This window comes from Rhodococcus sp. H36-A4 (genome assembly GCF_027158005.1).
GTDB lineage: Bacteria > Actinomycetota > Actinomycetes > Mycobacteriales > Mycobacteriaceae > Rhodococcoides.
Genome location: NZ_JAPVLQ010000004.1, coordinates 368,309 through 392,201, shown reverse-complemented (window position 1 = coordinate 392,201; position 23,893 = coordinate 368,309). Strand labels below are relative to the sequence as shown.

General features: G+C 61.6%; 25 protein-coding genes. 15 read left to right on the top strand and 10 right to left on the bottom strand.

The features are described 5' to 3' along the window. Positions 1–7 precede the first annotated feature (7 nt). On the bottom strand, positions 8–2,050 hold the full coding sequence (locus O1W68_RS13685; RefSeq protein ID WP_269304312.1) for a glycoside hydrolase family 15 protein: 2,043 nt from the start codon (positions 2,048–2,050) through the stop codon (positions 8–10). A 79-nt stretch (positions 2,051–2,129) separates the two neighbouring features. Here O1W68_RS13685 and O1W68_RS13680 point away from each other — a divergent pair, with 79 nt between their 5' ends. The 6 genes from O1W68_RS13680 (at position 2,130) to O1W68_RS13660 (ending at position 6,583) form a co-directional block, all read left to right on the top strand. Next, on the top strand, positions 2,130–2,360 hold the full coding sequence (locus O1W68_RS13680) for a hypothetical protein (RefSeq protein ID WP_269304310.1): 231 nt from the start codon (positions 2,130–2,132) through the stop codon (positions 2,358–2,360). Positions 2,361–2,506: 146 nt separating this feature from the next. Further along, positions 2,507–2,599 (top strand): Ms4533A family Cys-rich leader peptide, encoded by a 93-nt coding sequence (locus O1W68_RS21625; protein WP_349307561.1) that lies wholly within the window; start codon positions 2,507–2,509, stop codon positions 2,597–2,599. 239 nt (positions 2,600–2,838) lie between these two features. After that, positions 2,839–3,861 (top strand): sulfate ABC transporter substrate-binding protein, encoded by a 1,023-nt coding sequence (locus tag O1W68_RS13675; protein ID WP_269304309.1) that lies wholly within the window; start codon positions 2,839–2,841, stop codon positions 3,859–3,861. A gap of 45 nt (positions 3,862–3,906) precedes the next feature. After that, the gene (cysT, locus tag O1W68_RS13670; RefSeq protein WP_269304308.1) at positions 3,907–4,728 is read left to right on the top strand and encodes a sulfate ABC transporter permease subunit CysT; all 822 of its coding nucleotides are present in this window, start codon (positions 3,907–3,909) and stop codon (positions 4,726–4,728) included. Next, positions 4,725–5,525: a sulfate ABC transporter permease subunit CysW gene (cysW, locus tag O1W68_RS13665; protein ID WP_088944772.1), complete on the top strand. Its 801-nt coding sequence runs from the start codon at positions 4,725–4,727 to the stop codon at positions 5,523–5,525. The genes cysT and cysW overlap by 4 nt, the downstream gene beginning before the upstream one ends. Beyond that, the gene (locus tag O1W68_RS13660) at positions 5,525–6,583 is read left to right on the top strand and encodes a sulfate/molybdate ABC transporter ATP-binding protein (protein ID WP_269304307.1); all 1,059 of its coding nucleotides are present in this window, start codon (positions 5,525–5,527) and stop codon (positions 6,581–6,583) included. Before cysW ends, O1W68_RS13660 begins: the two co-directional genes overlap by 1 nt. Here the strand turns inward: O1W68_RS13660 and O1W68_RS13655 are convergent. From O1W68_RS13655 to O1W68_RS13630, 6 genes are read right to left on the bottom strand one after another with little or no spacing between them, the layout of a single operon-like run. Next, on the bottom strand, positions 6,573–7,277 hold the full coding sequence (locus tag O1W68_RS13655) for a hypothetical protein (RefSeq protein ID WP_269304305.1): 705 nt from the start codon (positions 7,275–7,277) through the stop codon (positions 6,573–6,575). The two genes, O1W68_RS13660 and O1W68_RS13655, sit on opposite strands and share 11 nt — an antisense overlap. Before the next feature lie 42 nt (positions 7,278–7,319). Then, entirely contained in the window at positions 7,320–8,069 is a 750-nt protein-coding gene (locus O1W68_RS13650) for a sirohydrochlorin chelatase (protein ID WP_269304304.1), read from the bottom strand. Beyond that, positions 8,066–9,376 carry a sulfate adenylyltransferase subunit 1 gene (locus O1W68_RS13645; RefSeq protein ID WP_269304302.1) on the bottom strand — a complete coding sequence of 437 codons (1,311 nt, stop codon included), beginning with the start codon at positions 9,374–9,376 and terminating at the stop codon, positions 8,066–8,068. The genes O1W68_RS13650 and O1W68_RS13645 overlap by 4 nt, the downstream gene beginning before the upstream one ends. Next, on the bottom strand, positions 9,376–10,320 hold the full coding sequence (gene cysD / locus O1W68_RS13640) for a sulfate adenylyltransferase subunit CysD (protein ID WP_269304301.1): 945 nt from the start codon (positions 10,318–10,320) through the stop codon (positions 9,376–9,378). The genes O1W68_RS13645 and cysD overlap by 1 nt, the downstream gene beginning before the upstream one ends. Next, complete coding sequence (locus O1W68_RS13635) at positions 10,317–11,015, bottom strand: phosphoadenylyl-sulfate reductase (RefSeq protein ID WP_269304299.1); 699 nt, start codon at positions 11,013–11,015, stop codon at positions 10,317–10,319. Before O1W68_RS13635 ends, cysD begins: the two co-directional genes overlap by 4 nt. Positions 11,016–11,023: 8 nt before the next feature. Beyond that, the gene (locus tag O1W68_RS13630; protein ID WP_269304296.1) at positions 11,024–12,757 is read right to left on the bottom strand and encodes a nitrite/sulfite reductase; all 1,734 of its coding nucleotides are present in this window, start codon (positions 12,755–12,757) and stop codon (positions 11,024–11,026) included. A gap of 407 nt (positions 12,758–13,164) precedes the next feature. Here O1W68_RS13630 and hemW point away from each other — a divergent pair, with 407 nt between their 5' ends. Beyond that, complete coding sequence (hemW, locus tag O1W68_RS13625; RefSeq protein WP_269304295.1) at positions 13,165–14,373, top strand: radical SAM family heme chaperone HemW; 1,209 nt, start codon at positions 13,165–13,167, stop codon at positions 14,371–14,373. 52 nt (positions 14,374–14,425) lie between these two features. Here hemW and O1W68_RS13620 read toward each other — a convergent pair whose 3' ends face one another. Beyond that, a complete protein-coding gene (locus O1W68_RS13620) occupies positions 14,426–14,731 on the bottom strand; it encodes a type II toxin-antitoxin system VapB family antitoxin (RefSeq protein WP_084344746.1) in 306 nt (101 codons plus the stop codon). Positions 14,732–14,942: 211 nt separating this feature from the next. Between O1W68_RS13620 and hrcA the strand changes: the two genes are divergently transcribed. From hrcA to era, 8 genes are all read left to right on the top strand, one after another. Continuing rightward, a complete protein-coding gene (gene hrcA, locus O1W68_RS13615) occupies positions 14,943–15,986 on the top strand; it encodes a heat-inducible transcriptional repressor HrcA (RefSeq protein WP_269304291.1) in 1,044 nt (347 codons plus the stop codon). An 83-nt stretch (positions 15,987–16,069) separates the two neighbouring features. Further along, entirely contained in the window at positions 16,070–17,224 is a 1,155-nt protein-coding gene (dnaJ, locus tag O1W68_RS13610; RefSeq protein WP_269304289.1) for a molecular chaperone DnaJ, read from the top strand. A 2-nt stretch (positions 17,225–17,226) separates the two neighbouring features. Beyond that, a complete protein-coding gene (locus O1W68_RS13605; RefSeq protein WP_269304288.1) occupies positions 17,227–18,000 on the top strand; it encodes a 16S rRNA (uracil(1498)-N(3))-methyltransferase in 774 nt (257 codons plus the stop codon). Next, complete coding sequence (locus O1W68_RS13600; RefSeq protein ID WP_269304286.1) at positions 18,000–18,767, top strand: alpha/beta hydrolase family protein; 768 nt, start codon at positions 18,000–18,002, stop codon at positions 18,765–18,767. The genes O1W68_RS13605 and O1W68_RS13600 overlap by 1 nt, the downstream gene beginning before the upstream one ends. A 127-nt stretch (positions 18,768–18,894) precedes the next feature. After that, entirely contained in the window at positions 18,895–19,911 is a 1,017-nt protein-coding gene (locus tag O1W68_RS13595) for a PhoH family protein (RefSeq protein ID WP_210730070.1), read from the top strand. Between the two features lie 39 nt (positions 19,912–19,950). Then, the gene (gene ybeY / locus O1W68_RS13590) at positions 19,951–20,493 is read left to right on the top strand and encodes an rRNA maturation RNase YbeY (RefSeq protein WP_269304284.1); all 543 of its coding nucleotides are present in this window, start codon (positions 19,951–19,953) and stop codon (positions 20,491–20,493) included. Further along, the gene (locus tag O1W68_RS13585; RefSeq protein ID WP_269304282.1) at positions 20,490–21,800 is read left to right on the top strand and encodes a hemolysin family protein; all 1,311 of its coding nucleotides are present in this window, start codon (positions 20,490–20,492) and stop codon (positions 21,798–21,800) included. The genes ybeY and O1W68_RS13585 overlap by 4 nt, the downstream gene beginning before the upstream one ends. A 68-nt stretch (positions 21,801–21,868) precedes the next feature. Next, positions 21,869–22,783, top strand: a complete 915-nt coding sequence (gene era, locus O1W68_RS13580; protein WP_269304280.1) for a GTPase Era — start codon at positions 21,869–21,871, stop codon at positions 22,781–22,783. 213 nt (positions 22,784–22,996) lie between these two features. Here the strand turns inward: era and O1W68_RS13575 are convergent, their stop codons facing one another. Together O1W68_RS13575 and O1W68_RS13570 are read right to left on the bottom strand one after the other, a co-directional pair. Continuing rightward, entirely contained in the window at positions 22,997–23,377 is a 381-nt protein-coding gene (locus O1W68_RS13575; protein WP_269304278.1) for an SHOCT domain-containing protein, read from the bottom strand. Between the two features lie 167 nt (positions 23,378–23,544). After that, entirely contained in the window at positions 23,545–23,853 is a 309-nt protein-coding gene (locus O1W68_RS13570) for an amphi-Trp domain-containing protein (RefSeq protein ID WP_269304276.1), read from the bottom strand. Positions 23,854–23,893 lie beyond the last annotated feature (40 nt).

Here is a 23,893-nt window from a genome sequence, read left to right as displayed (position 1 = left end):
AGGGAACTCAGTGGGCGTGCGCGGGCTTGAAGTGTCCGCTGGCCTGAGCTTCCTCCGCTCGAATGACGTGGACAACGGCATTGATGAGCGCTAGGTGAGTGAATGCTTGCGGGAAGTTGCCGAGGTGCCGACCGGTCTTCGCATCGAGTTCTTCGGCGTAGAGCTTCAACGGACTCGCGTATCCCAGCAAACGTTGGCACAGATGCTTGGCACGTTGTAGGTGGCCGATTTCCACGAGCGCCGACACCAGCCAGAAAGAACAAATGGTGAAGGTTCCTTCTTCGCCCGCCAGACCGTCATCGGTCGTGTCGACGCGATACCTGAGCACCAACCCGTCCTCGGTGAGTTCGTCGGCAATGGCCAACACTGTCGCCTTGATGCGTTCGTCGTCGGGTGGGAGGAATCTGAGCAACGGCGCCAGCAGCAATGACGCGTCCAGAGAAGAGTGTCCGTATCGCTGAGTCAGCACCCCGCGAGAGTCCACGCCATGCTCGAGGATATCGGCCTTGATCTCGTCGGCAATATCGTTCCATTGGTCGGCATAGCCGCTCTCGCCGTGAATTTCGGCAAGCTTCGAGCCGCGGTCGAGTGCTACCCAGCACATCATTTTGGACGAGGTGAAATGCTGCGGTTCGCCTCGCACTTCCCAGATTCCGCGGTCGGGTTTGCGCCAGTTCGCGATCGCTTCTTCGACCTGTCGCTTGAGTAGCGGCCACAAGAACTCCGGTACATGTTCGCGTGACTTCACATGGAGGTACACCGAGTCGAGCATCGTCCCCCAGATATCGTGCTGCTCCTGGTTGTACGCGCCGTTTCCGATGCGGACCGGTCGCGCGCCGTCGTAACCGGACAGGTGGAGCAGCTCGCTCTCTTCGAGAGTCTTCTCACCGCCGACGCCGTACATCACCTGGAGTGGGTTGGCATCGCCGTTCTCTGCCCTGGACACATCGGCCATGAACGAGAAGAAATCGTTGGCTTCGCGGTCGAGACCGAGCGTGTATAGGCCCCACAGAGCGAAGGTCGAGTCGCGTACCCAGGTGTACCGATAGTCCCAATTACGTTCTCCACCGGGTGTTTCCGGCAAAGATGTCGTCGACGCGGCCAACAGGGCGCCGGTGGGTGCGTAGGTGAGACCCTTGAGAGTGAGCGCACTGCGTTGCAGGTAGCCGCGCCACGGATGGTCGGGGAACCGTCCGATGGTGATCCACTGACGCCAACATTCGGCGGTACGCCACATTTTCTCGGAGGCTTCTTCGAATGTTGCAGGTGCGGCGAGATCGGACCATGAGAGCGCCACGAATATGTTGTCACCCTCTGCCATGCGGGTACGAGCACGAGCTTCTCGGCCCTCGATGCCGATACGAAGGTTGGTTGTCAGGGTCAGCGTCGGCTGGTCTCCGTCAGTACTGGCCTCGCATGTAGCTGTTGCTTGCTCGTAGACCTTGCCGGTGTACTCCCACTGCGCGGGAGCACGGTGGTAGTCGAATGCAGGCTCGCAACTCATCTCCAATTCGACGGTGCCGCTGACACATTTGACCGTGCGGAGAAGGATGTGCTCGGCATCCCAATCGGTCGGTGCCCGCTTGTGTGACCGGGAACGCTGATCGGTGTTGTGCCACGGACCCATCACCAACGCATCGCGGACGACGAGCCAACCGGTCTCGGTCTGCCACGTCGTCTCGACGATCAAGCCGCCGGGCAGATAGCGTCGGGCAGCTGGAACCGACTGGCCGTACGGGCCGACCCGAAAGTGGCCGGCGCTACGGTCCAGTACCGCACCGAACACGCTCGGGGAATCGGGGCGTGGGATACACATCCACTCCACCGAACCGTTCCTGGCCATGAGACAGGTCGTCTCGCAATCGGACAGAAACGCATAATCGTCGATCGGAGGGAATGCGCTTCGATAGGAGGTGAGGCTGGAGACCGGGGCATCCGTACTGGACAGAGCACCTTGAGAGTGGTGCCCGTCGGCGTCGGGTACCCCCGCTGCCAGGACAGTGTCGTCGGTTACGGGAACTACTGTCGACTCGTTCTCGAATGCCGTCATGATCCAATCATCATCGGTGTGGGTGCCCGTCGTCCACCGCCGAGCTTTCTCGGCGTGGCGGACCGATAGAGTGAGGGGCGTGGATGCAATAGCGACCTGGTGGGACGGGATCGAACTGTGGATCATCGCTCTCCCGTTCATTCCACAGTCGCTCGTAGTGATGCTGGTGGTCGTACCCATTGCATTCGGGTTCGCGGTTCTGTTCGACCGAGTTCTTGCAGCACTGCTGCGAGTGCTGGGTCGAGATGCTCACTCTCAGGCCGAGCTGGAAGCCCCATTTCAAGAAACGTCGAAAACGGAAGGCCACTGATGCCACGGTCGAGGGTCTCGCTAGCCCTGTTCGCTTTACTCGTTCTCGTTGTGATCGCTTGGTTTCTGACCAGGTAGTCGACACATATACGACGGGACTGATCGAGGAATTAGAGTCCACCAGGATCCTCTGCTAGATTTCTGTCCGTGTCTGCCGCTGCCGAGTACCGAGTCCGCCATGAGTTGGCGTTGATTGCGGTCGGCATGCTCGCAGTTGCCGATATCGACTGTTGTCCATAGACCTCCTGGCGATCCGGCCCCGTGACGGTCAGGCGTCATAGCCTGCTTGCTCGCTGCGACCTGTCGTTGGCTGCGCCGCTTGTTCGACGTAGATGCCGGACATCTATCCAGGCGACCGGCCGCCTCTCTTCTTTCGCCGCGCTGGTCTCTCGTTCCGCGCATGCGTGCCCGCACACCGTCCTCTCGTACAGCCGCGAATCGGCTTCGAACGGACTGAACAGATGAAAGGCTCCTTTTCGATGAGACACAGCTCTCGCTACCTGCTTACCACCTTCGTTGCGGTGGGAACTCTCGTTCTTTCCGCCTGCGGAGGTGGATCCAGCGACGTCGTCGGTGACTCGGGCGGATCCTCGGGTGGCACCGCACTGACCCTCGTCGGTTACGCAGTGCCGAAGAACGGCTGGGATGCGATTGGGCTTGCATTCGCGGGAAGCGAAGCGGGCGAAGATAGTTCGATCAACGCCGACTACGGTGCCTCGGGCAACCAATCACGCAAAGTGGTCGACGGTGCCCCGGCAGACATCGTGAATTTCTCCGTCGAGCCGGATGTGACACGGTTGGTCAAGGCGGGCAAGGTCGACGAGGATTGGAACCAGAACGCTTACGGCGGTGTGCCTTTCGGTTCGGTCGTCACCTTGGTCGTCCGTGAGGGGAACCCGAAGAATATTCGAACGTGGGACGACCTGCTCTCCCCTGATGTCCAGGTCATCAGCCCGAGCCCGCTCAGTTCCGGTTCGGCCAAGTGGAATCTGCTGGCGCCGTATGCGGCAATGAGCAACGGCGGTCAGGATCGGCAGGCGGGTCTCGACTACGTCCAGAAGCTCGTCTCGGGACACTTTCCGGTACAACCGGAATCGGGTCGAGCGGCGACCGAGGCGTTCCTGCAGGGGCAGGGTGACGTGCTGATCAGCTATGAGAACGAAGCACTCCTCATCGAAGAGCAGGGCGAGAAGGTCGAGCACATCGATGTGGCCGATACCTTCCGTATCGAAAACCCCGTTGCAGTGGTGAACACCAGCGGCCAGCTGGAACTGGCCAATGCGCTCAACGACTACATCTATACCGACGAGGGACAGAAGATCTGGGCGGAGGCCGGATTCCGACCCGTCGATCCGGACGTTGCAACCCAGTACTCGGACAAGTTCTTCACTCCGGAGAAGCTGCGCACCATCGACGATCTGGGTGGCTGGAGTCAGGTCGACGCAGATCTGTTCGGTGACAGCGGTGCGATCACGACCATCTACAGCGAAAACACCGAGTAGGAACCATGTCGACCACTATCGGCCGAGTCACGGTCAAGGCGCGCAATGTCGCGTAAGGGGCGCAAGTTCCGCGGTCCCGGCTCCGTCGGCCCCCTCGGCCTCGGAGTGGCAGTGCTGTGGTTGAGCATCATCGTGTTGCTGCCGCTTGCAGCGTTGCTGGTCAAGTCGTTCGACAACGGGCTTGCCGGCTTTTGGGATGCGGTAACCCAGCCGCGTGCGGTCGCGACATTCAAGGTGACGCTGGAAGTGTCGGCTGCCACCGCGGTCGTCAACCTCTTCCTCGGCACGCTGATCGCGTGGGTGCTCGTTCGGGACGAGTTCCCGGGCAAACGATTCGTCAACGCGGTGATCGACTTGCCGTTCGCATTGCCGACGATCGTGGCGAGCCTGGTGTTGCTCTCGCTCTACGGCCCCACCAGCCCCATCGGCCTGGTCTTCAATGCGACCAAGCCCGCCGTCGTCGTAGCGTTGCTGTTCGTCACCTTGCCGTTCGTGGTGAGAGCGGTACAACCCGTACTCATCGAGCTCGACAAGGAAGTCGAGGAGGCGGCGGCATCGCTGGGGGCAGGGAACTGGACGATCTTTCGGCGCATCGTGCTTCCGGTGCTGATGCCCGCAGTTCTGAGCGGCGCGGGCTTGGCCTTCGCCAGGGCTATCGGCGAATTCGGATCGGTTGTGCTCATCGGTGGCAACATTCCAGGGCAAACGCAGATCGCATCCCAGTACATCCGTGAATTGATCGAGTACGACCATCAGGTGGACGCAGCGGCGATCTCGGTCGTGTTGCTGACGTTGGCTTTCGTCGTGTTGTTCGTTCTTCGCATCGTGGGAAGTCGACTCGCTCGAAGAGAGGAACAGATCCGATGAAGCTCGGACTTCCGGTCAAACTCTCTCTGCGTGTCGTTGCGTTGTTCTATCTCGCTGCACTGGTGTTGTTTCCGCTCGGTGCCATCCTCTATCGGACGTTCGAAAATGGGGTCGCCGAGTTCTGGGGACTGATAACGACACCGGCCGCCCAGTCGGCGCTGCAACTGTCGCTCCTGATCGTCGCGATCGTCGTTCCGATCAACGTCGTGTTCGGAGTCATCACTGCCCTTGCACTCGTGCGTGGACGATTCCGTGGAAGGGGCGTCCTCGAGGCCATCGTGGACCTTCCATTTGCGGTGTCGCCCATCGTGACCGGCGTCGCGCTCATCCTGCTGTGGGGCGCAAACGGTTGGTTCGGCGGCATCGAGAGTCTCGGCTTCAAAATCATCTTCGCCCTGCCCGGCATGGTGATAGCAACGATCTTCGTGACGCTGCCCTTCGTGGTGCGCGAAGTGGAGCCGGTGCTCTACGAGATCGGCGAAGAGCAGGAAGAAGCTGCATCGACGTTGGGGGCTTCCTCGATGCAGACCTTCTGGAGGATCACCCTTCCTGCCATTCGCTGGGGCCTGACGTACGGAATCGTTCTGACCGTTGCGCGTTCGCTCGGCGAGTTCGGCGCCGTGATCATGGTGTCGACCAACTTGCCAGGCGTCTCTCAGACGCTGACGCTGTTGGTGAATTCACGATACGAGGACTTCAACCAAGCGGGTGCATACGCCGCATCCACCTTGCTCATGGCAATTGCCGTCATCGTATTGCTGCTGATGACTGCCCTCGACAAAAAGAGGACGAAGTAATGACCGGATCGAAGAACAACGAGATCGAGATCTCCGTTGTCGGCGCCAACAAGAAATACGGCGACTTCGCCGCACTCGACAACGTCAGCATCGACATCCCGAAGGGATCGCTGACGGCGTTGCTCGGGCCCAGCGGCTCCGGTAAGTCGACCCTGCTGAGGTCGATTGCGGGCCTCGAGCAACTCGACTCCGGTCAGGTTGTCCTGGCGGGCCAGGATGTGACGTGGGTGAGCCCACAGCGTCGTGAGATCGGATTCGTTTTCCAGCACTATGCAGCCTTCAAACACCTCAGCGTTCGGGACAACGTCGCATTCGGACTGAAGATCAGGAAGCGACCGAAACCGGAAATCAAGCGGAAGGTGGACGAACTCCTCGAGATCGTCGGCCTCGCCGGCTTCCAGACGAGGTTCCCGGCGCAGCTTTCGGGCGGCCAGCGGCAGCGGATGGCACTCGCCCGCGCGCTCGCGGTCGACCCGCAAGTGCTGCTGCTCGACGAGCCCTTCGGCGCGCTCGACGCGAAGGTCCGTGAGGATCTTCGAACCTGGCTGCGTCGATTGCACGACGAGGTGCATGTCACGACGGTATTGGTGACACACGATCAAGAAGAGGCCCTCGATGTTGCCGACCGGATCGCGGTGCTCAACAAGGGGAGGATCGAGCAGGTCGGTACTCCCGAGGACCTTTACGATCGTCCTGAGAACGACTTCGTGATGTCCTTCCTCGGGCAGGTCGCCAAGCTCAACGGACTACTGGTCCGACCGCACGACATTCGCGTCGGTCGGGATCCGAGCATGGCGCTGGCGCAGGAGAACGGGACAGCAGAATCTGCGGGCGTGACTCGCGCCATCGTCGAACGCGTCGTGCGCCTGGGGTTCGAGGTGAAGGTCGAACTGAAGAATGCTGCAACGGGAGAACCCTTCACCGCGCAGATCACTCGCGGCGACAGTGAAGCGCTCCAGCTCAACGCCGGGGAGACGGTGTACGTGCGCGCCACACGGATCCCGAAGATCCTCAATTCCAAGGGCACGGTGGCGACGGCCGCCGGATCTACCTATTGAGGTGATCGTTGTCTGCAGTGACGATCTGGTCGACTCGCGCAGGCCACGCCTCGATCTCAGGCATGGCGAGTACGTCCCCTACCGCCTGATGGCTTCCTCCGAGATAGACGCAGGGGAAATCGAAGTGGGCGACCATGCACCATGAGTGGTCGGCGGGCCACCAGATGTGCGGTGCAAGTGCACGGAAGGGCTGTGTGGCGCGTGCGCCGTGTCCTCTGAGCAGAAAGTAGTCGAAGCCGCCGATCGTAACGGTCGGTGCAGTCGTGCGTATGTCGTCGAGGGAGGTGTTGCCTTCCCAGAATGCGAACCAGCAGTCGTCAGGCGTGCTGGTGTGCTGGGCGAGCACCTGCACCACTCCCTCGAGTTGTTCGCGCCAGTCGAGGACTTGTGCAGCCGGGGTAGGGGGATCCGAGCGAAGGAACCCAGGTCCTGTTTTCGCTGTGAGTGCGTGGAGTTCCATCTCGGCGTGGGCGATCGTGCCGGTGTGACGTGCAATGTCGGACCAACGCACCAGGCGGCTGTCGCCGTCGGGATTCGACAGACGTACCGGGTACAAAATTCGGGCGTAGGCGTCGAATCCTGCGGGGACGAGGGAGCCCACTGTCGTAGTGGGGGCGAACGTTACGCTGTCGGCGACCCAACGCCCCTCGGAGATATCCTGTCGAAGATCCTCGTCCAACCACTCGTCGTCCATCTCGACAGTCTCGCAGGAGTGTCGGAAGACAGGTCGGGACCCTCAGCGAAGGACCGATCGGGCAGTCTGCGTCAGAGCGCAATCGTAACGATGGGACACCACCTCGGCCACCGACGAATGCGCACCGATGACGTCCGCTCGGACGACCTCGAAACCTGATGCGTCCACGACTGCGGATACCCGGTCGGTCAGCAACCCCGGTGCGAGGAACCAAGGCGCGAGCACCATCTTTCTCGCACCGGCGCTGTGCAGAAGCTGGAGAGCCTCGGCAGGGCCCGGATTCGGCACGGTCGCAAAACATGTCACGGCCTCGCGCCAACGAGTTCCCGTGAGAACGTCTCGAGCAATGGCACGAGTGCGTTCGTTGGCGGCACCGTCCGAGGATCCGACGGCGGCGAAAAGGACACCGACATCGGGGTCGCCGACGTCGACGCCTGCGTCGAATACGCGAGAGCGAACGGCATCGACCAACCGCTGGTCCTCGCCCAGTACGTCGGCCTGCACCAGCGACAATCCAGGGTTCCGCTGCCGTGCCTCATCGAGCATCGTCGGCAAGTCCACTCTCGCATGAAACGCGCTCCCGAGTAGCAGCGGAACGACGACTGCCGAGTCGGCGCCCGCCAGCGCGACATCGTCGATCACTCGATCGACGTGTGGCTCCGTGAGGTCCAGAAACGCCACTCTCACATCCACATCCGGGCGCCGAAGTCGGATTCTATCTACAACTGCGTGCACCGTACGAGCCGAGCGCGGATCGCGGCTACCGTGAGCGGTGGCAATCAGCACGCTCACACCGGTGTCGGCGTCCCGAGCTCGACGGCGGACAACGCGTCGCCGACCAGACCGGCAGCGAGGGTGTTTCCGCCGTTGGGGTCGATCAGCAGAAAGCTTCCGGTGTGACGGTTGACCCGGTAGTCATCCGCCACGATCGGCTCGGCAACACGAACTGAGATTCGACCGATGTCGTTGAGCTCCAGCGATTCCGGTGACGGCTCGGACGTCAAGTTTTGTTCGTCGAACCGCTCCACCAGCGAACCGACGATGGCCTGCGTGGTGCGCGTTCCGTGCTTGAGCAGCAGTCGTGCACCGGGCCGCAGAGGCTTCTCGGCGAGCCAGCACACAGTGGCGTCGAAGTCGCCGAGGGCCTCCGGCGCATCCTGCGGGGACGCGATGGTGTCACCTCGAGACACGTCGACGTCGTCGGTGAGAATCAACGTGACGCTGCGGCCGGCATGGGCCGATCCGAGTTCGCCATCGGCCGTATCGATGCGCTCGATGGTCGTGCGTACCCCCGAGGGCAACACGACGACTTCGTCACCGGGGGACACCGTTCCCGCTGCGACTTGGCCGGCGTAGCCGCGGTAGTCCGGAAATTCGGCTGTGCGCGGACGGATTACGTACTGCACGGGGAATCGCAGTCCGACTCGATGAGGTTCCGCGTCCACCGGGACGGACTCGAGATGCTCGATCAGCGTCGGGCCGTCGTAGTACGGGGTCTTGGTCGAGCGCACCGCCACATTGTCACCATGAAGGGCGGACACCGGTATCTCGGTGACATCCTCGGTAGCCCAGCCGAGTGAACTCGTCAGAGAGTTGAATTCTTCCGAGATGTCCGCGAATACCTGCTCCGGATTCTCCACGAGGTCGATCTTGTTGACGGCCAACACCAACTTGGGTACCCCGAGCAGTGCGAGAACCGCTGCATGCCTACGTGTTTGCGTGATGACACCCTTGCGTGCATCGACGAGAAGTATGACGAGCTGAGCTGTGGACGCACCGGAGACGGTGTTACGGGTGTACTGAACGTGGCCGGGCGTATCGGCGAGAACGAACGAACGCGCGGGCGTCGCGAAGTACCGGTAGGCAACATCGATCGTGATGCCCTGTTCGCGCTCAGCACGCAGGCCGTCGACCAGCAGTGACAGGTCCGGCGTGCTCAGTCCACGGTCGACCGATGCCCGAGTGACGGCATCGATCTGGTCGGCAAGAACAGATTTCGTGTCGTAGAGCAGTCGCCCGACCAGAGTGGACTTGCCGTCGTCGACGCTCCCAGCGGTCGCAAGCCGTAGAAGCTGTGTACCGGAACGAGAGTTGCTCATCAGAAGTATCCTTCGCGCTTGCGGTCTTCCATGGCAGCCTCGGAAACACGATCGTCTCCGCGAGTGGCACCACGTTCGGTGAGCCGAGATGCCGCGACCTCGGCAAGAATCGCGTCGTTGTCCGCGGCATCGGAGAGAACTGCGCCGGTGGTGGAACCATCGCCCACGGTTCGGTACCGAACCGACAGAGTCTTCAGCTCCTCGGATTCGCTCGGGCCGCCCCACACGCCGGGAGTCATCCACATTCCATCGCGCTGGTACACCGGGCGCTGGTGGGCGTAGTAGATGGACGCCAATTCGACATCTTCGCGGGCGATGTAACGCCAGATGTCCAGTTCGGTGAAGTTGCTCAACGGGAACACTCGAACTTGCTCACCCGGCGAATGCTTACCGTTGTAGAGGTTCCACAGTTCCGGACGCTGCTTCTTCGGGTCCCACTGGCCGAACGCGTTGCGAAGGGAGAAGATGCGCTCCTTTGCGCGAGCGCGCTCCTCGTCGCGGCGTGCACCACCGAAGATGGCGTCGAAGCGATTCTCTGCGATCGAGTCCAGTAGCGGAACGGTCTGAAGGGGGTTGCGGATGCCGTCGGGACGTTCGGTGAGCCGGCCGTCGGCGATGTAGTCCTCGACGCTGGCGATGTGCAGGCGGAGGTTGTACTTGGCGACTATGTAGTCGCGAAAGTCCAGCACTTCCTGCAGGTTGTGGCCGGTGTCGACGTGCAGCAGCGAGAACGGAAGTGGCGCAGGCCAGAAGGCCTTGATCGCCAAGTGCAGCAAAACGGTGGAGTCCTTGCCGCCGGAGAAGAGAATGACCGGGCGCTCGAACTCGCCTGCTACCTCACGGAAAATGTGGATCGCCTCGGACTCGAGCGCGTCGAGTGTATCGAATCGATCGCTGTCGAGCAGTGTTCGGTGAGTTTCTACAGCTGTCGTGTCCAGTGTCATGATGCGTGCAACCCACATTCGGTTTTGGCCTTACCGGCCCACCGTCCGCTACGCGGATCGGCGCCGGGGGCGGGCTTGACGGTGCAAGGTGCGCACCCGATCGATGGATAGCCTTCGTCGACAAGCGGATTGACGAGTATGGAGTGCTCGTCGATGTAGTTTTGCATGTCCTCGTCCGACCAGGCTGCGATCGGATTGATCTTCACCAGGCCGAAGCCGTCGTCGAAGGAGATGAGTGGCGCATTCGCGCGGGTGGGCGATTCGACTCTACGGATGCCGGTCACCCAGGCGCTGTAGTTTGCAAGCTCGTTCTTCAGGGGAGCGACCTTGCGCATGGCGCAGCATCGATTCGGCTCGCGAGCGAAAAGATCTTTGCCCTCTACTGCATCTTGTTGCGGCACAGTCAGTTCGGCGCGGGCGTTGACGATCTTCACACCGTAGACGGCCTCTACCGCATCGCGAGTGCCGATGGTTTCCGCGAAGTGATAGCCGGTTTCGAGGAACAGGACGTCGATGCCCGGGTGTACCTGGGCTGCAAGGTGTACCAGCACTGCGTCCTGCATGTTCGACGCCACGATGTAGTCGGTTCCGAATTCGCGTTCGGTCCATGCCAGCAATTCGTGTGCGTCGGCTCCGTCGAGTTCGCGAGCACCGCGCTCCGCGATCGCCTTCAGCTCCTCGACCGAAAGATTCATTCGAGTTCTCATCGCATATCCGCCTCGTCTGCTCGCACGGCCCATTCGGCGAAACGTTCGCCCTCGTTGCGGTTCTTCACGAACTGCCGTACGACGCGATCGATGTAGTCACCCATCTCGACGCTGGTGACCTTGTGTTGGCGTAGCTTTCGGCCGAAGGCAGTGTCGAAGCCTAGGCTGCCGCCCAGGTGAACCTGGAAGCCTTCGACCTGATTGCCTTCACCGTCGTCGACCAATTGGCCCTTGAATCCGATGTCCGCGACCTGCGAGCGGGCGCAGGAGTTGGGGCAACCGTTGATGTTGATCGTGATCGGTACGTCGAGCTGGGCGTTGATGTCTGCCAGACGCTCTTCGAGTTCGGGCACGAGAACCTGTGAGCGCTTGCGTGTTTCGGCGAACGACAGCTTGCAGAACTCGATGCCGGAGCAGGCCATCAGGTTCTTGCGCCAGTGCGACGGCCGGGCCGGGAGGCCCAGAGCGTCGAGGTCGGCGATCAGCGGCTCGAGAGTTTCTTCGGCCACGTCGAGGATGATCAGCTTCTGGAAGGGAGTGAAGCGAATTCGGTCACTGCCGGCCTTCTCGGCGGCGTCGGCAACCCGAGCGAGAATGGTTCCCGAAACGCGGCCCGCGATCGGCGCGAAACCGACTGCGTTGAGTCCGTTCTGGGTCTTCTGGATACCGACGTGATCGATGGGCCGCGTCGGCTTCTCGGGTGCCGGGCCGTCGATGAGGGGACGCTTCAAGTATTCGGTCTCGAGGACTTCGCGGAACTTTTCGATTCCCCAATCCTTGATGAGGAACTTGAGCCTGGCCTTGGCGCGCAGACGGCGGTAGCCGTAATCGCGGAAGATCGAGACGACACCTTCCCAGACGTCGGGAACCTCGTCGAGCGGAATCCAGGCGCCGACCCGCTGAGCGAGCATCGGGTTGGTGGACAAGCCACCGCCGACCCAGAGATCGAGTCCGGGACCGTGTTCCGGGTGGTTCACGCCGATGAACGCGACGTCGTTGATCTCGTGGACTACGTCCTGCTGGCCCGAGATCGCAGTCTTGAACTTGCGGGGCAGGTTGGAGTAACGAGGGTCGCCGATGTAGCGGCGCACGATCTCGTCGATAGCGGGGGTGGGATCGAGCACCTCGTCGAGGGATTCACCGGCCAGGGGAGAGCCGAGAACGACGCGGGGGCAGTCGCCACAGGCTTCGGTGGTCTTCAGGCCGACAGCCTCGAGTCGCGTCCAGATCTCCGGTACGTTCTCGACCTCGATCCAGTGGAACTGGACGTTCTCGCGGTCGGACAGGTCGGCGGTGTTACGGCCGAATTCTTGCGAGATGCCGGCGATGGTCCGCAACTGCTCGAGGTTCAGAGAGCCTCCGTCGCAACGCACTCGCATCATGAAGTACTTGGCTTCGAGGAGGTCGAGGTTCTCGTCACCGGTGAAGGTGGCGTCGTATCCCTCCTCACGTTGGGTGTAGAGGCCCCACCAACGGAAACGTCCACGCAGGTCGCTCTTGTCGATGCTGTCGAACCCCTGCTTGGAGTAGATGTTCTCGATGCGCGCCCGCACGTTCAGCGGGTTGTCGTCCTTCTTCGCCTGCTCGTTGGCGTTGAGGGGCTCGCGGTATCCGAGGGCCCACTGGCCTTCGGCGCGGCGCTTGGTGGGCCGTGCGGTGCGCTCTCTGGGTGCAACATCAGGCGATTTCGCGCCGGTCGCATCGGTTGTCGCGTCGGTTGTCGACGACATCAAAGGCTCCTGCATCTTTTCTCTGCCGGACGGTGAAAGGGTGGGGGCTGAATCTCACCGCTTGCACACGCGTTCGGTTGGTTCGGGGATTGTGAGAAGAAACGTGCTCAGTTCGAATTCCGAGCGGGAATGAGCGTGCGCATCGAAGGAGACGCAGAGCTCAGCTACACACTCTTACGGCATCGACACGAAGAACTGCAGACACGCTTGAGATCGACGTGGCGTCGCGCCACCAATCGGATCCCAGAGTCGTTCACGGAGCCTATTGTGCCACGTCATCTGGCAAGTGCCGACCGCGGCGACCTATTTACCTCGTTTTCGGGGTAAATAGGCTGGCAGAGCGCCTGGATCTCGGAACGCTGTCCGTGTGGTGAGTCGACTGTTCAGGTTCTGGGACACTGGAGAGCGTGAACCTTCCCGCCTCGCCCGCAGTCTCACTCGAACTGCCAGATGCGGCGTTCGACGGCGTCGGTTCGCGGCCATTCGGGATCTACGTGCACGTGCCCTTCTGTGCGACACGATGCGGTTACTGCGATTTCAACACCTACACCGCCGGGGAGCTCGGAACATCCGCGTCGCCGCAGTCGTGGCTGACCGGATTGCGTCGTGAACTCGATGCCGCCGCCGCGCTCATGAACGATCGCGCAGGATCGGTGCCAACCGCCGACACGGTCTTCGTCGGAGGAGGTACGCCCTCGCTTCTGGGTGGGGACGGCCTCACCGATGTGCTGAACGCCGTCCGTGGCAGCTTCGGGTTGAAGACGGGCGCCGAGGTGACGACGGAGTCGAATCCGGAATCGACGTCGCCGACATTTTTCGAAAAGCTGCGCGCCGCGGGCTTCACCCGGATTTCGCTCGGCATGCAGTCGGCCGCCCCGCACGTTCTCGCGGTGCTCGATCGAACGCATACGCCCGGACGTGCTGTTGCCGCGGCGAAAGAGGCCAGGGCAGCGGGCTTCGACCATGTCAACCTCGACCTGATCTACGGGACCCCCGGTGAACGCGCGGAGGATCTCGACGCATCCCTTGCAGCAGTTCTCGAGGCGGGCGTCGATCACGTGTCGGCCTATGCGTTGATCGTCGAGGACGGAACGGCCATGGCGCGCAAGGTTCGACGCGGCGAGCTACCGGCTCCCGACGACGACGTGCTGGCCAGTCGGTACGAGCGGATCGACTCGGTGTTGTCCGGCGCTGGGTTGCATTGGTACGAAGTGTCCAACTGGGCTACCGATGACGCTGCCGAATGCAAACACAATGTCGGCTACTGGGATGGCGGAGATTGGTGGGGAGCCGGTCCTGGCGCGCACAGTCACATCGGTGGAACCAGGTTCTGGAACATCAAGCACCCCGCTCGCTATGCGGACCGGTTGGAAGCGGGTGAGTTCCCCGTCGCAGGTAGTGAACTGCTCACGAGTGAGGACCTTCACTTGGAAGAGCTGATGTTGAAGATCCGTCTACGAACTGGACTGCCGGCCGATGTGCTGGCGAATTCCGAGCGCGCGGCAGCTGACCAGTTGGTGGTCGACGGCCTGATGGTGGTCGAGCACGATCGTTACGTCCTCACCGATCACGGCCGTCTTCTCGCCGACGCTGTCGTTCGCGCTATCGCTGCGTAATCGGTCGTTCGATCACCACGAGTCGAGCACTGGAAACTCGAACTCTGGAAACTCACGCACTCAGTGCGTCGTAGTCGAACACGCGGGCATGGAGGACGGTTCTGTTCCGCAGGGCCGCACGTACGGCTCGGTGTAGGCCGTCTTCGAGGTAGACCACCCCGCGGTAGTGGACCGCGTGCGGAAACAGGTCGCCGTAGAAGGTCGAATCCTCGGACAGAAGGCGGTCGAGTTCGAGAACCTTCGTGGTGGTGACTATGTCGTCGAGGCGTAGTTGACGAGGTGGAATTTTGGACCAGTCCCGCAGTGACAGGCCGTGCTCGGGGTACGGCTTTCCGTCGCGGACACCTTTGAAGATCACTGTGTGACCCTCGATTCGGTGTAGTTCGTCACAGCTATGTCCGTTGTCGCAGTCGAGTAACCCACTTGTCCACACTAAGGCCTAGCGGTGGGTAGTGCTCCACGGCCACTAGACTCGAAAGACGGGTCGACCGGGGGAGTGCGGTCAACCGGCTGTTCGCGCCCCGACCCGGTATTTGTCATGAACAGAGCAGATGTGGAGGTGGATACCGATGTCGGGCACTGATGACCGTCGGTTCGAAATTCTTCGGGCCATAGTTGCTGATTACGTCTCCACCCAGGAGCCTGTCGGGTCACGCGCATTGGTGGAACGTCACAACCTCGGTGTGTCCAGCGCGACGGTGCGTAACGATATGGCTGCGCTGGAGGCCGAGGGCTACATTGCACAGCCTCACACCAGCTCCGGTCGGGTACCGACGGACAAGGGTTACCGTCAGTTCGTCGACCGCATTGCCGACGTCAAACCACTCTCGTCTGCCGAGCGGCGTGCCATTCTCGAGTTCCTCGAAAACGGCGTAGACCTCGACGATGTTCTTCGCCGCGGGGTTCGACTGCTTGCACAGCTCACCCGCCAGGTGGCCGTGGTCCAGTATCCGACGTTGTCGGTGTCGTCGGTTCGCCACCTCGAAGTAGTTGCGCTCACGCCAGCCCGGTTGCTCCTGGTGCTCATCACGGACTCCGGACGCGTCGATCAGCGCATCGTCGAACTGGGCGATGTCATCGACGACGAGAACTTGGCGAAACTGCGCAGACTGCTCGGTGGAGCGCTCGAAGGAAAGCGGCTCGCCGCCGCGTCGGCGGCCGTGGCCGAACTCGCCGAGAATGCCCCCGAACCCCTGCGCGACGCGATGATCAGATCTGCCACTGTGTTGGTCGAGTCCCTGGTAGAGCACTCGGAGGAACGTTTGGTGCTCGGCGGTACCGCCAACCTGACAAGAAATGCCGCCGATTTTGCAGGTGACGCTGGATTCCCCGGTTCGTTGCGTGCTGTTCTCGAAGCATTGGAAGAGCAGGTCATCGTGCTCAAGCTGCTCGCTGTGACACAGGACACGCGAACCGTGACGGTGCGAATCGGTGAAGAGACGCAGGTCGAGGAGATGCGCGGAACCTCGGTGATTTCCACTGGGTACGGTTCGGCTGGCATGGTTCTGGGGGGTATGGGAGTGCTGGGCCCCACACGCATGGACTATCCGGGAACAATTGCATCGGTCGCCGCCGTTGCGAGGTATATCGGCGAGGTTCTCGCCGAGCGCTGATCACCGGACAACAGACATTGCTTGCCGCACCGCGAAGGCGGAGGTAAGCGCAGACCGGATCGACAAAAACGAAAGAGACTTACGTGGCACGGGATTATTACGGGACGCTCGGTGTGAGCCAGAAGGCATCGGACCAAGAGATCAAGCGCGCCTACCGCAAACTTGCGCGTGAACTCCACCCCGACGTGAATCCGGACGAGAGCGCGCAAGCCCGATTCAAGGACATCTCGACTGCCTACGAGGTCCTCTCCGATCCAGAGAAGCGACGTGTCGTCGACCTCGGTGGAGATCCGCTTCAGCAAGGTGGCGGGGGTGGAGCCGGTTTCGGTGGCGGCGGTTTCGGTGGCGGACTCGGAGATGTCTTCGAGGCCTTTTTCGGCGGCCAGGGAGGCGGCAGTGGTCGCGGACCCCGTGGTCGCGTTCAGCCGGGTGCCGACTCGCTGCTACGAACGAAACTCACGCTCGACGAGTGCGCGACGGGTGTCACCAAGCACATCACCGTCGACACGGCGATCCTGTGCGACCTGTGTACCGGTGCGGGTACCAACGGCGACTCCAAGCCCGTGACCTGCGAAACCTGCGGTGGCGCAGGCGAAGTTCAGTCCGTTCAGCGTTCATTCCTCGGTCAGGTCATGACCTCACGGCCGTGCCCGACCTGCCGCGGAGCCGGGGAGACCATCCCCGACCCGTGCCGTAAATGTGGTGGCGACGGTCGCGTTCGATCGCGACGAGACATTTCTGTCAAGGTCCCGGTCGGTGTCAGCAACGGCATGAGGATTCGACTCGCTTCGCAGGGTGAAGTCGGCCCGGGTGGCGGACCCGCAGGTGACCTTTACGTGGAAATCGTCGAGCAGCAGCACGATGTGTTCGTCCGCGACGGCGAAGATCTGCATTGCACGATTCGTGTCCCGATGGTCGACGCAGCGCTCGGTACCTCCGTGTCGGTCGACGCGATCATCGACGGACCGACGGACATCGTCGTCGATCAAGGTACTCAGCCCGGAGCAGTCGCGGTACTGCGTGGTCACGGTATGCCGAAGCTCCGATCCGGAATTCGAGGCGACCTGCACGCGCACCTGGAGGTCGTGGTGCCGTCACGTCTGGACCACAAGCAGACGCAGCTCCTCCATGACCTGAAGGCCCTGCGAGACCGCGATTCAGCCGAGGTCGTCACCATCGGTTCCCAGCACAGCGGTGGGCTGTTCTCGAGGCTCCGGGAAGCATTCAGCGGTCGCTGACGATGGCGGCCACCGTTTTTTACCTCGATCCCTTGCCACAGGTCGGGAGCATCGCTGTCCTGGACGGGAAAGAAGGCCACCATGCCGCTACAGTGCGGCGGATTCGAGTAGGAGAACGAATCTTGCTCTCCGACGGGCACGGCGGGGTCGCTCACACGGTCGTGATCTCCGCCGAGCGCGATCGCCTCGAACTGACCGTCGATGCTCGATCGAACATGCCGCGGCCTACACCAACTGTGGGGCTCGTCCAAGCGCTGCCCAAAGCAGATCGATCGGAGTTGGCTGTAGAACTGGCGACCGAAGCGGGCGTCGACTCCATCGTGCCGTGGCAATCCTCCCGATGCGTCGCGCGTTGGGAAGGTGCGAAAACAGCCAAGGGTGTCGCTCGGTGGCGCAGTACGGTTGCCGCCGCGGCCAAGCAGTCTCGACGGCCGTTCGTTCCGGACGTCGCCGAGCTCCATGACACGGCGGCGGTACTCGAACTCGTGCGTGGGGTCGTCTCCCGCGGGGGAATCGTTGCAGTGCTTCATGAATCGGCAACCGACAGGTTCTCGGAGTTGCCGCTGCGTTCGGTGAGCGAAGTGTTGTTGGTGGTAGGTCCTGAAGGTGGTTTGGACGACAACGAAGTAGAAAGACTGACTGCCGCCGGAGCGCGAACCGTCGTACTGGGCCCGACTGTTCTGCGGACCTCGACCGCTGCGGCCGTTGCCCTGGGTGCGATCGGTGTCTCGACCGACCGCTGGGCGCAGCAGCCTCTCGACTTCCGTGAGCCTTAGTGGAGCGAATCAGGATCGACTACGGCGAGCACGAGGAGCAGTACGGCCACCTGTATTTTCCGGAGCGCTCCGCCGCTGAAACCGGGACTCCAGTACCTGTCGTCATGATCGTTCACGGCGGATCCTGGAGTAGCCAGTACAGCTCCAGCCTCGGGACCCGGTATGCCGTCGAATGTGCGCGAGCAGGCTTCGCAGCCTGGAACGTCGAGTACCGCCGCGTCGGCGCAGGCGGTCTGTGGCCAGAAGTGAGCAGCGATGTCGGCGCGGCACTCGACGCACTGATCGGCATTTCTGCCGACCTCGATTCGATCTCACTCGATCTCACAGACATCCGAGTGCTCGGTCATTCTTCCGGGGGACACCTCGCCGCCTGGCTCGCAGGCAGACGCGATGGCGCGCTGACCCCGTCGCTGATCGTGACGCAGGCAGGTGTTCTGGACTTGGTGACGGGACCGGCGTCGGGAATCGTCAATCCTGCCGTCCGCGCATTGCTCGACGCCGACTACGAGGACGAGCCCGAGCTGTATCGGTCGGCGTCGCCCCTGCATCGCATTCCCACGTCGATACCGATGCACTGCATTCACGGATCGCTCGACACGCTGGTGCCAGCGTCGCAGAGCGAACTCTATGTGGCAGCGGCGCGCGCAGCTGGTGATTACGCCGAACTGACGATCGTTCCTGGTGAGGACCACGTCGCGTTTCTCGAGACCGGGTCGCAGAGCTGGCAGCGCTCGATGACCGCGGTGCTCGCCGGTGCCGGCGGGTAAATGGGAATGCTGTTTTTCGCACGCGCGTTAAACTCGAATCAGGCCCCGTCCATTTCATGCTCGTCGACATCGGAAAGCAGGCCATAGCCACCACGTGAGTGAACACAGCGAACTTCCCACCGAACGCATGGTTCGGTCCAGCATGGAGCTTGCGCCCGAGGCCGTTCTCCCGCTGCTGGGACCCGCCGACGAGAACCTGCGGACCCTCGAGCAGCTTCTGAGCGCCGACATCCATGTCCGAGGAAACGTAGTCACTTTGAGTGGCAAGGTCACCGACGTGGCGCTCGCCGAGCGCGTTATTTCCGAGTTGGCAGCCGTCGCCAAGCGCGCGCAGCCGCTGACCGTCGATGCGGTACGCAGGGCAGTCGGCATGATGACCGAAGGTGTTGCGGAGTCACCGGCCGAAGTGCTGAGCCTGGACATTCTTTCTCGTCGAGGCAAGACCATCCGGCCGAAGACGCTCAATCAGAAGCGCTACGTCGATGCGATCGACACCAACACCATCGTGTTCGGTGTCGGCCCCGCTGGTACTGGCAAGACCTATTTGGCGATGGCCAAGGCGGTCCAGTCGTTGCAGGCCAAGCAGGTCAGCCGGATCATCTTGACGCGGCCCGCGGTGGAAGCAGGCGAGCGTCTCGGCTTTCTGCCCGGCACGTTGCACGACAAGATCGATCCGTACCTACGCCCGCTACACGATGCACTGCACGACATGATGGATGTCGAGGCGATTCCGAAGCTCATGCAGGCAGGTGTCATCGAGGTCGCTCCGCTGGCGTATATGCGCGGTCGGACACTCAACGACGCGTTCATCATTCTCGACGAGGCGCAGAACACCACCGCCGAGCAGATGAAAATGTTCCTCACCAGGCTGGGATTCGGCTCGAAGATCGTCGTGACCGGCGATATCACTCAGGTCGACCTACCAGGTGGCGCACGTTCGGGGCTACGTGCTGCGTCGGAGATACTCAACGACGTCGACGACATTCACTTTGCACAGTTGACCAGTAGCGACGTGGTTCGACATCGCTTGGTGTCGGAGATCGTCGATGCTTACGAGCGGTTCGAGTCCACGAACAACCAAGATCTCTCGCTGAGCAATCGGGCACAGCGACGCTCTGGAGGGCCGCGCTCTGCTCGCCGATAGAATCTGCTCGAAAGTCCCTTGTCGAAAGAGTGAGCAGCAATGAGTATCGAGGTGTCCAACGAATCGGGGATGGAAGTCTCCGAAACGGATCTCGTAAGTGTGGCCCGGTTCGCTATCGCCAGTATGGACGTGCATTCGGCGGCCGAACTGTCGATGGTTCTCGTCGATTCGTCCACCATGGCTGACCTGCACATGCGGTGGATGAACTTACCGGGCCCGACGGATGTGATGTCGTTCCCGATGGATGAGCTCGAGCCCGGCGGTCGTCCGGATTCTCCCGAGCCGGGACCGTCGATGCTCGGCGATATCGTCCTGTGCCCGTCCTTCGCCGCAGATCAGGCTGCAGCCGCCGGCCATCCTCTCGAACACGAGTTGGCATTGCTGACTGTCCACGGCGTTCTGCATCTACTCGGCTACGACCACGCCGAACCGGATGAAGAAAAGGAAATGTTCGCTCTTCAGAATCGCATTCTGGCGGAGTGGTACGAGGATCTCCGTCTCGCAGAAGAAGCCGAAGTGCAGGCGGCCAGGGACAGTCGACTGCTCGGCAAAACCGGCTTCGTCGGCGGCGACAACCTGTGAGCGATGCGCCTGCGCTGATAGTGGCAGCAGTCGTTCTCGTACCGATCGCAGGTTTGTTCGCAGCCGTGGATTCGGCACTGAACACCGTCTCGCGGGCTCGTGTCGAGGACATGGTCAAAGATGGGCGCCCGGGCGCTATCGGCCTTCTCACCATCGTCGCGGACCGCCCTCGATACGTGAATCTGACGGTCCTTCTTCGCATCCTGTGCGAAATCGTTGCCACAGTTCTACTCGCGGGTGGGCTGATAGGTCTTCTCGACGAAACGATCGCGCTTCTCGTGACTGCCGTCGTGATGGTGTTGGTCAGTTACATTGTCATCGGTGTCGGTCCCAGAACGCTCGGGCGCCAACACGCGTACTCGATTGCACTGTTCGCGGCACTTCCGTTGAGAGGCCTCGGCTGGATTCTCGGTCCGGTGAGCCGCGTGCTGATCTTGATCGGCAACGCGATCACGCCGGGGCGCGGATTCCACAACGGCCCGTTCGCATCCGAGATCGAACTGCGTGAACTGGTCGACATGGCCCGTGAGCGTGGAGTGGTTGCTGACGACGAGCGCCGAATGATTCAGTCCGTCTTCGAACTCGGTGATACCTCGGCTCGCGAGGTGATGGTTCCGCGGCCGGAAATGGTATGGATCGAGTCCGACAAGTCAGCGGGACAGGCGACTTCGCTCGCCGTGCGCAGTGGGCATTCCCGGATTCCGGTGATCGGTGAGAACGTCGACGACATCATCGGCGTCGTGTACCTGAAAGATCTTGTGCAGCAGACGTACTACTCCACCGATGGCGGACGCGGTGTAAAGGTGACCGACGTGATGCGGCCGGCAGTATTCGTACCGGACTCCAAGCCGTTGGATAGTTTGCTCGCCGAAATGCAGCGTGACCGTAAGCACATGGCCGTGCTCATCGACGAATACGGCGGAACTGCAGGGTTGGTCACCATCGAGGATGTGTTGGAGGAAATCGTCGGAGAGATCGCCGACGAGTACGACGCAGGTGAAGTTGCCCCTATCGAAGACTTGGGTGACGGACGCTATCGGGTGTCTGCGCGCGTACCACTCGATGACGTCGGCGAGTTGTTCGGCATCGACATCGAATCCGAGGATGTCGACACCGTTGGTGGTCTCCTGGGTTACGAGCTCGGACGAGTACCGCTTCCAGGCTCGCGTGTGCAGTCGCACGGCTTGGCATTCACCGGTGAAGGCGGCGCCGATCAGAAAGGGCGAGTGCGAGTCACGACCGTTCTGGTGGAGAGGTTCGAGAACGATCGCGACGAGGAATCGTCGACAGAAGCGTCCGATGCCTGAGCTGTGCGGCAGAACGAATACAACCATCCCGGCCGCATCGCGCGGCGGGAAGAGCTGGGAGGTGCTCGATGTCTGATTCGAGCGAAGAAGATTTTCGGTCCGGATTCATTTGTTTCGTAGGTCGGCCGAACACCGGAAAGTCGACGCTGACCAACGCGCTCGTCGGTTCCAAGATCGCCATCACTTCATCGCGTCCGCAGACCACGCGCCACACCATTCGTGGGATCGTTCACCGCGAGCATGCGCAGTTGATTCTTGTCGACACCCCTGGATTGCATCGTCCCAGAACACTTCTCGGGCAGCGACTCAATGATCTGGTGCAGGACACGTATTCCGAGGTCGATGTCATCGGACTGTGCATCCCCGCGGACGAAAAGATCGGGCCGGGTGATCGTTGGATTCTCGAGCAGGTTCGCCACATCTCGCCGAAGACGACGCTGATCGGTATCGTGACCAAGATCGACAAGGTCAAGAAAGAACGCGTCGTACAGCAGCTCATGGCTCTGTCGAAGTTGCTGGGGGAGAGCAGCCACGTGATTCCGGTGTCTGCCGAATCGGGTGAGCAGGTGGAGAAGCTGGTCGCCCTGCTCGCCTCTGAATTGCCACCCGGCCCTGCCTTCTACCCGGACGGTGAACTGACGGACGAGCCAGAAGAAATCCTGATGGCGGAGTTGATCAGAGAGGCCGCGCTCGAAGGCATTCGCGACGAACTTCCCCACTCGCTAGCCGTCGTCATCGATGAGATCACTCCCCGCGAGGGCCACGACAACATGCTCGACGTCCACGCCATCCTCTACATCGAACGCTCGAGCCAGAAGGCGATCATCATCGGCAAGGGCGGTGCTCGGTTGAAAGAGGTCGGTACCAACTCGCGCTTGCAGATCGAGAAGCTGCTCGGTACTCGCATCTACCTCGACCTGCACGTCAAGATCGCCAAGGACTGGCAGACCGATCCCAAGCAGATGGGCAAGCTCGGGTTTTGATTCGATCGGGTCGAGCCCCCCTCTAGATCGCGCCCTCGGTTGGATCGAATGGTGCGCGAGGAGCGTCTGCACGTGGTTGCGCCGACGAGATCGGCAATTATGGTGATGCCTGTGCCGGGGTCCGCGCATCCGCTGCACGACGTGATGTAGCTCCAGGACAAGAGAACTCATGTGCGTCCCTTCCTTTTGTGGACCCCGGTCGCTGCAAGGCAATCAGCTCATTGCTTTGGCTTTCAACGCTTCGAATTCGGATTGGTTGATGGTGCCGGCGTCGAGCAGTGCCTTGGCGTCGGCGATGTGCTCGGCAGAGGACTTGCCCGCGACTTCTCGGATGTACTGATCGGTTGCCTCCATGGCCGACTGCTGTGCCTCGATGTGTCGAGTCGTCATGCCGCGACCGCGCACGATCACGTAGACGAAGGCCGTGAGGTACGGAATTACGACAAGCAGGATGATCCAAATGACCTTGACGAAACCGGACATGGTGCGGTCACGGAACAGGTCGCCGACAATTTGGAACAGGATCATCAAATACGCGACGAACGCGAACACGATCAGCGTGTACCACATCAGTTCCCAGAATGAATCGATCATGTTTCGAACTCCTTCGAACTTGGACATCGGTCTGCGAGACTCCGGCCGATGGTCGCGACTCGGGGTGACGGACAGCTGGTTCGAGCTCTCTCGACGCTTCAACTCTAAAATTCCTCGGGGGCCGTGGCGTCATCCGAGGCGGGTGAGGTCTGCGTCCATTTCAGGTCCTACTTCGGGGTCGACTTGCGTGCCCGCGCCCGACGCGGCGGATCGCGCTTCTCTGCCGGCGCGCTTTCGGCAGCCTCGGAAGGAGCGTCTCGCCAGCTGATCTCGATTTCGATCTCGGTTTCGTTTCCGTCCACTTCGATTTCGAGTTCCCACCGGACTCGATCGGCGACGACGATCGAGATCGAGTCGCCACCCGACCCCAACTCCACTTCCGAACCACTGGCGAGAGCGTGGCCGAGCGCGATGATTCGTTCTGCCACCTCCTTGCGGGAGATTTCGGATACGCGTTTGAATTCCAGCTTTGCCATCGTGACTCCTGACTTCGATGTGCATCGGATACTCGAAACT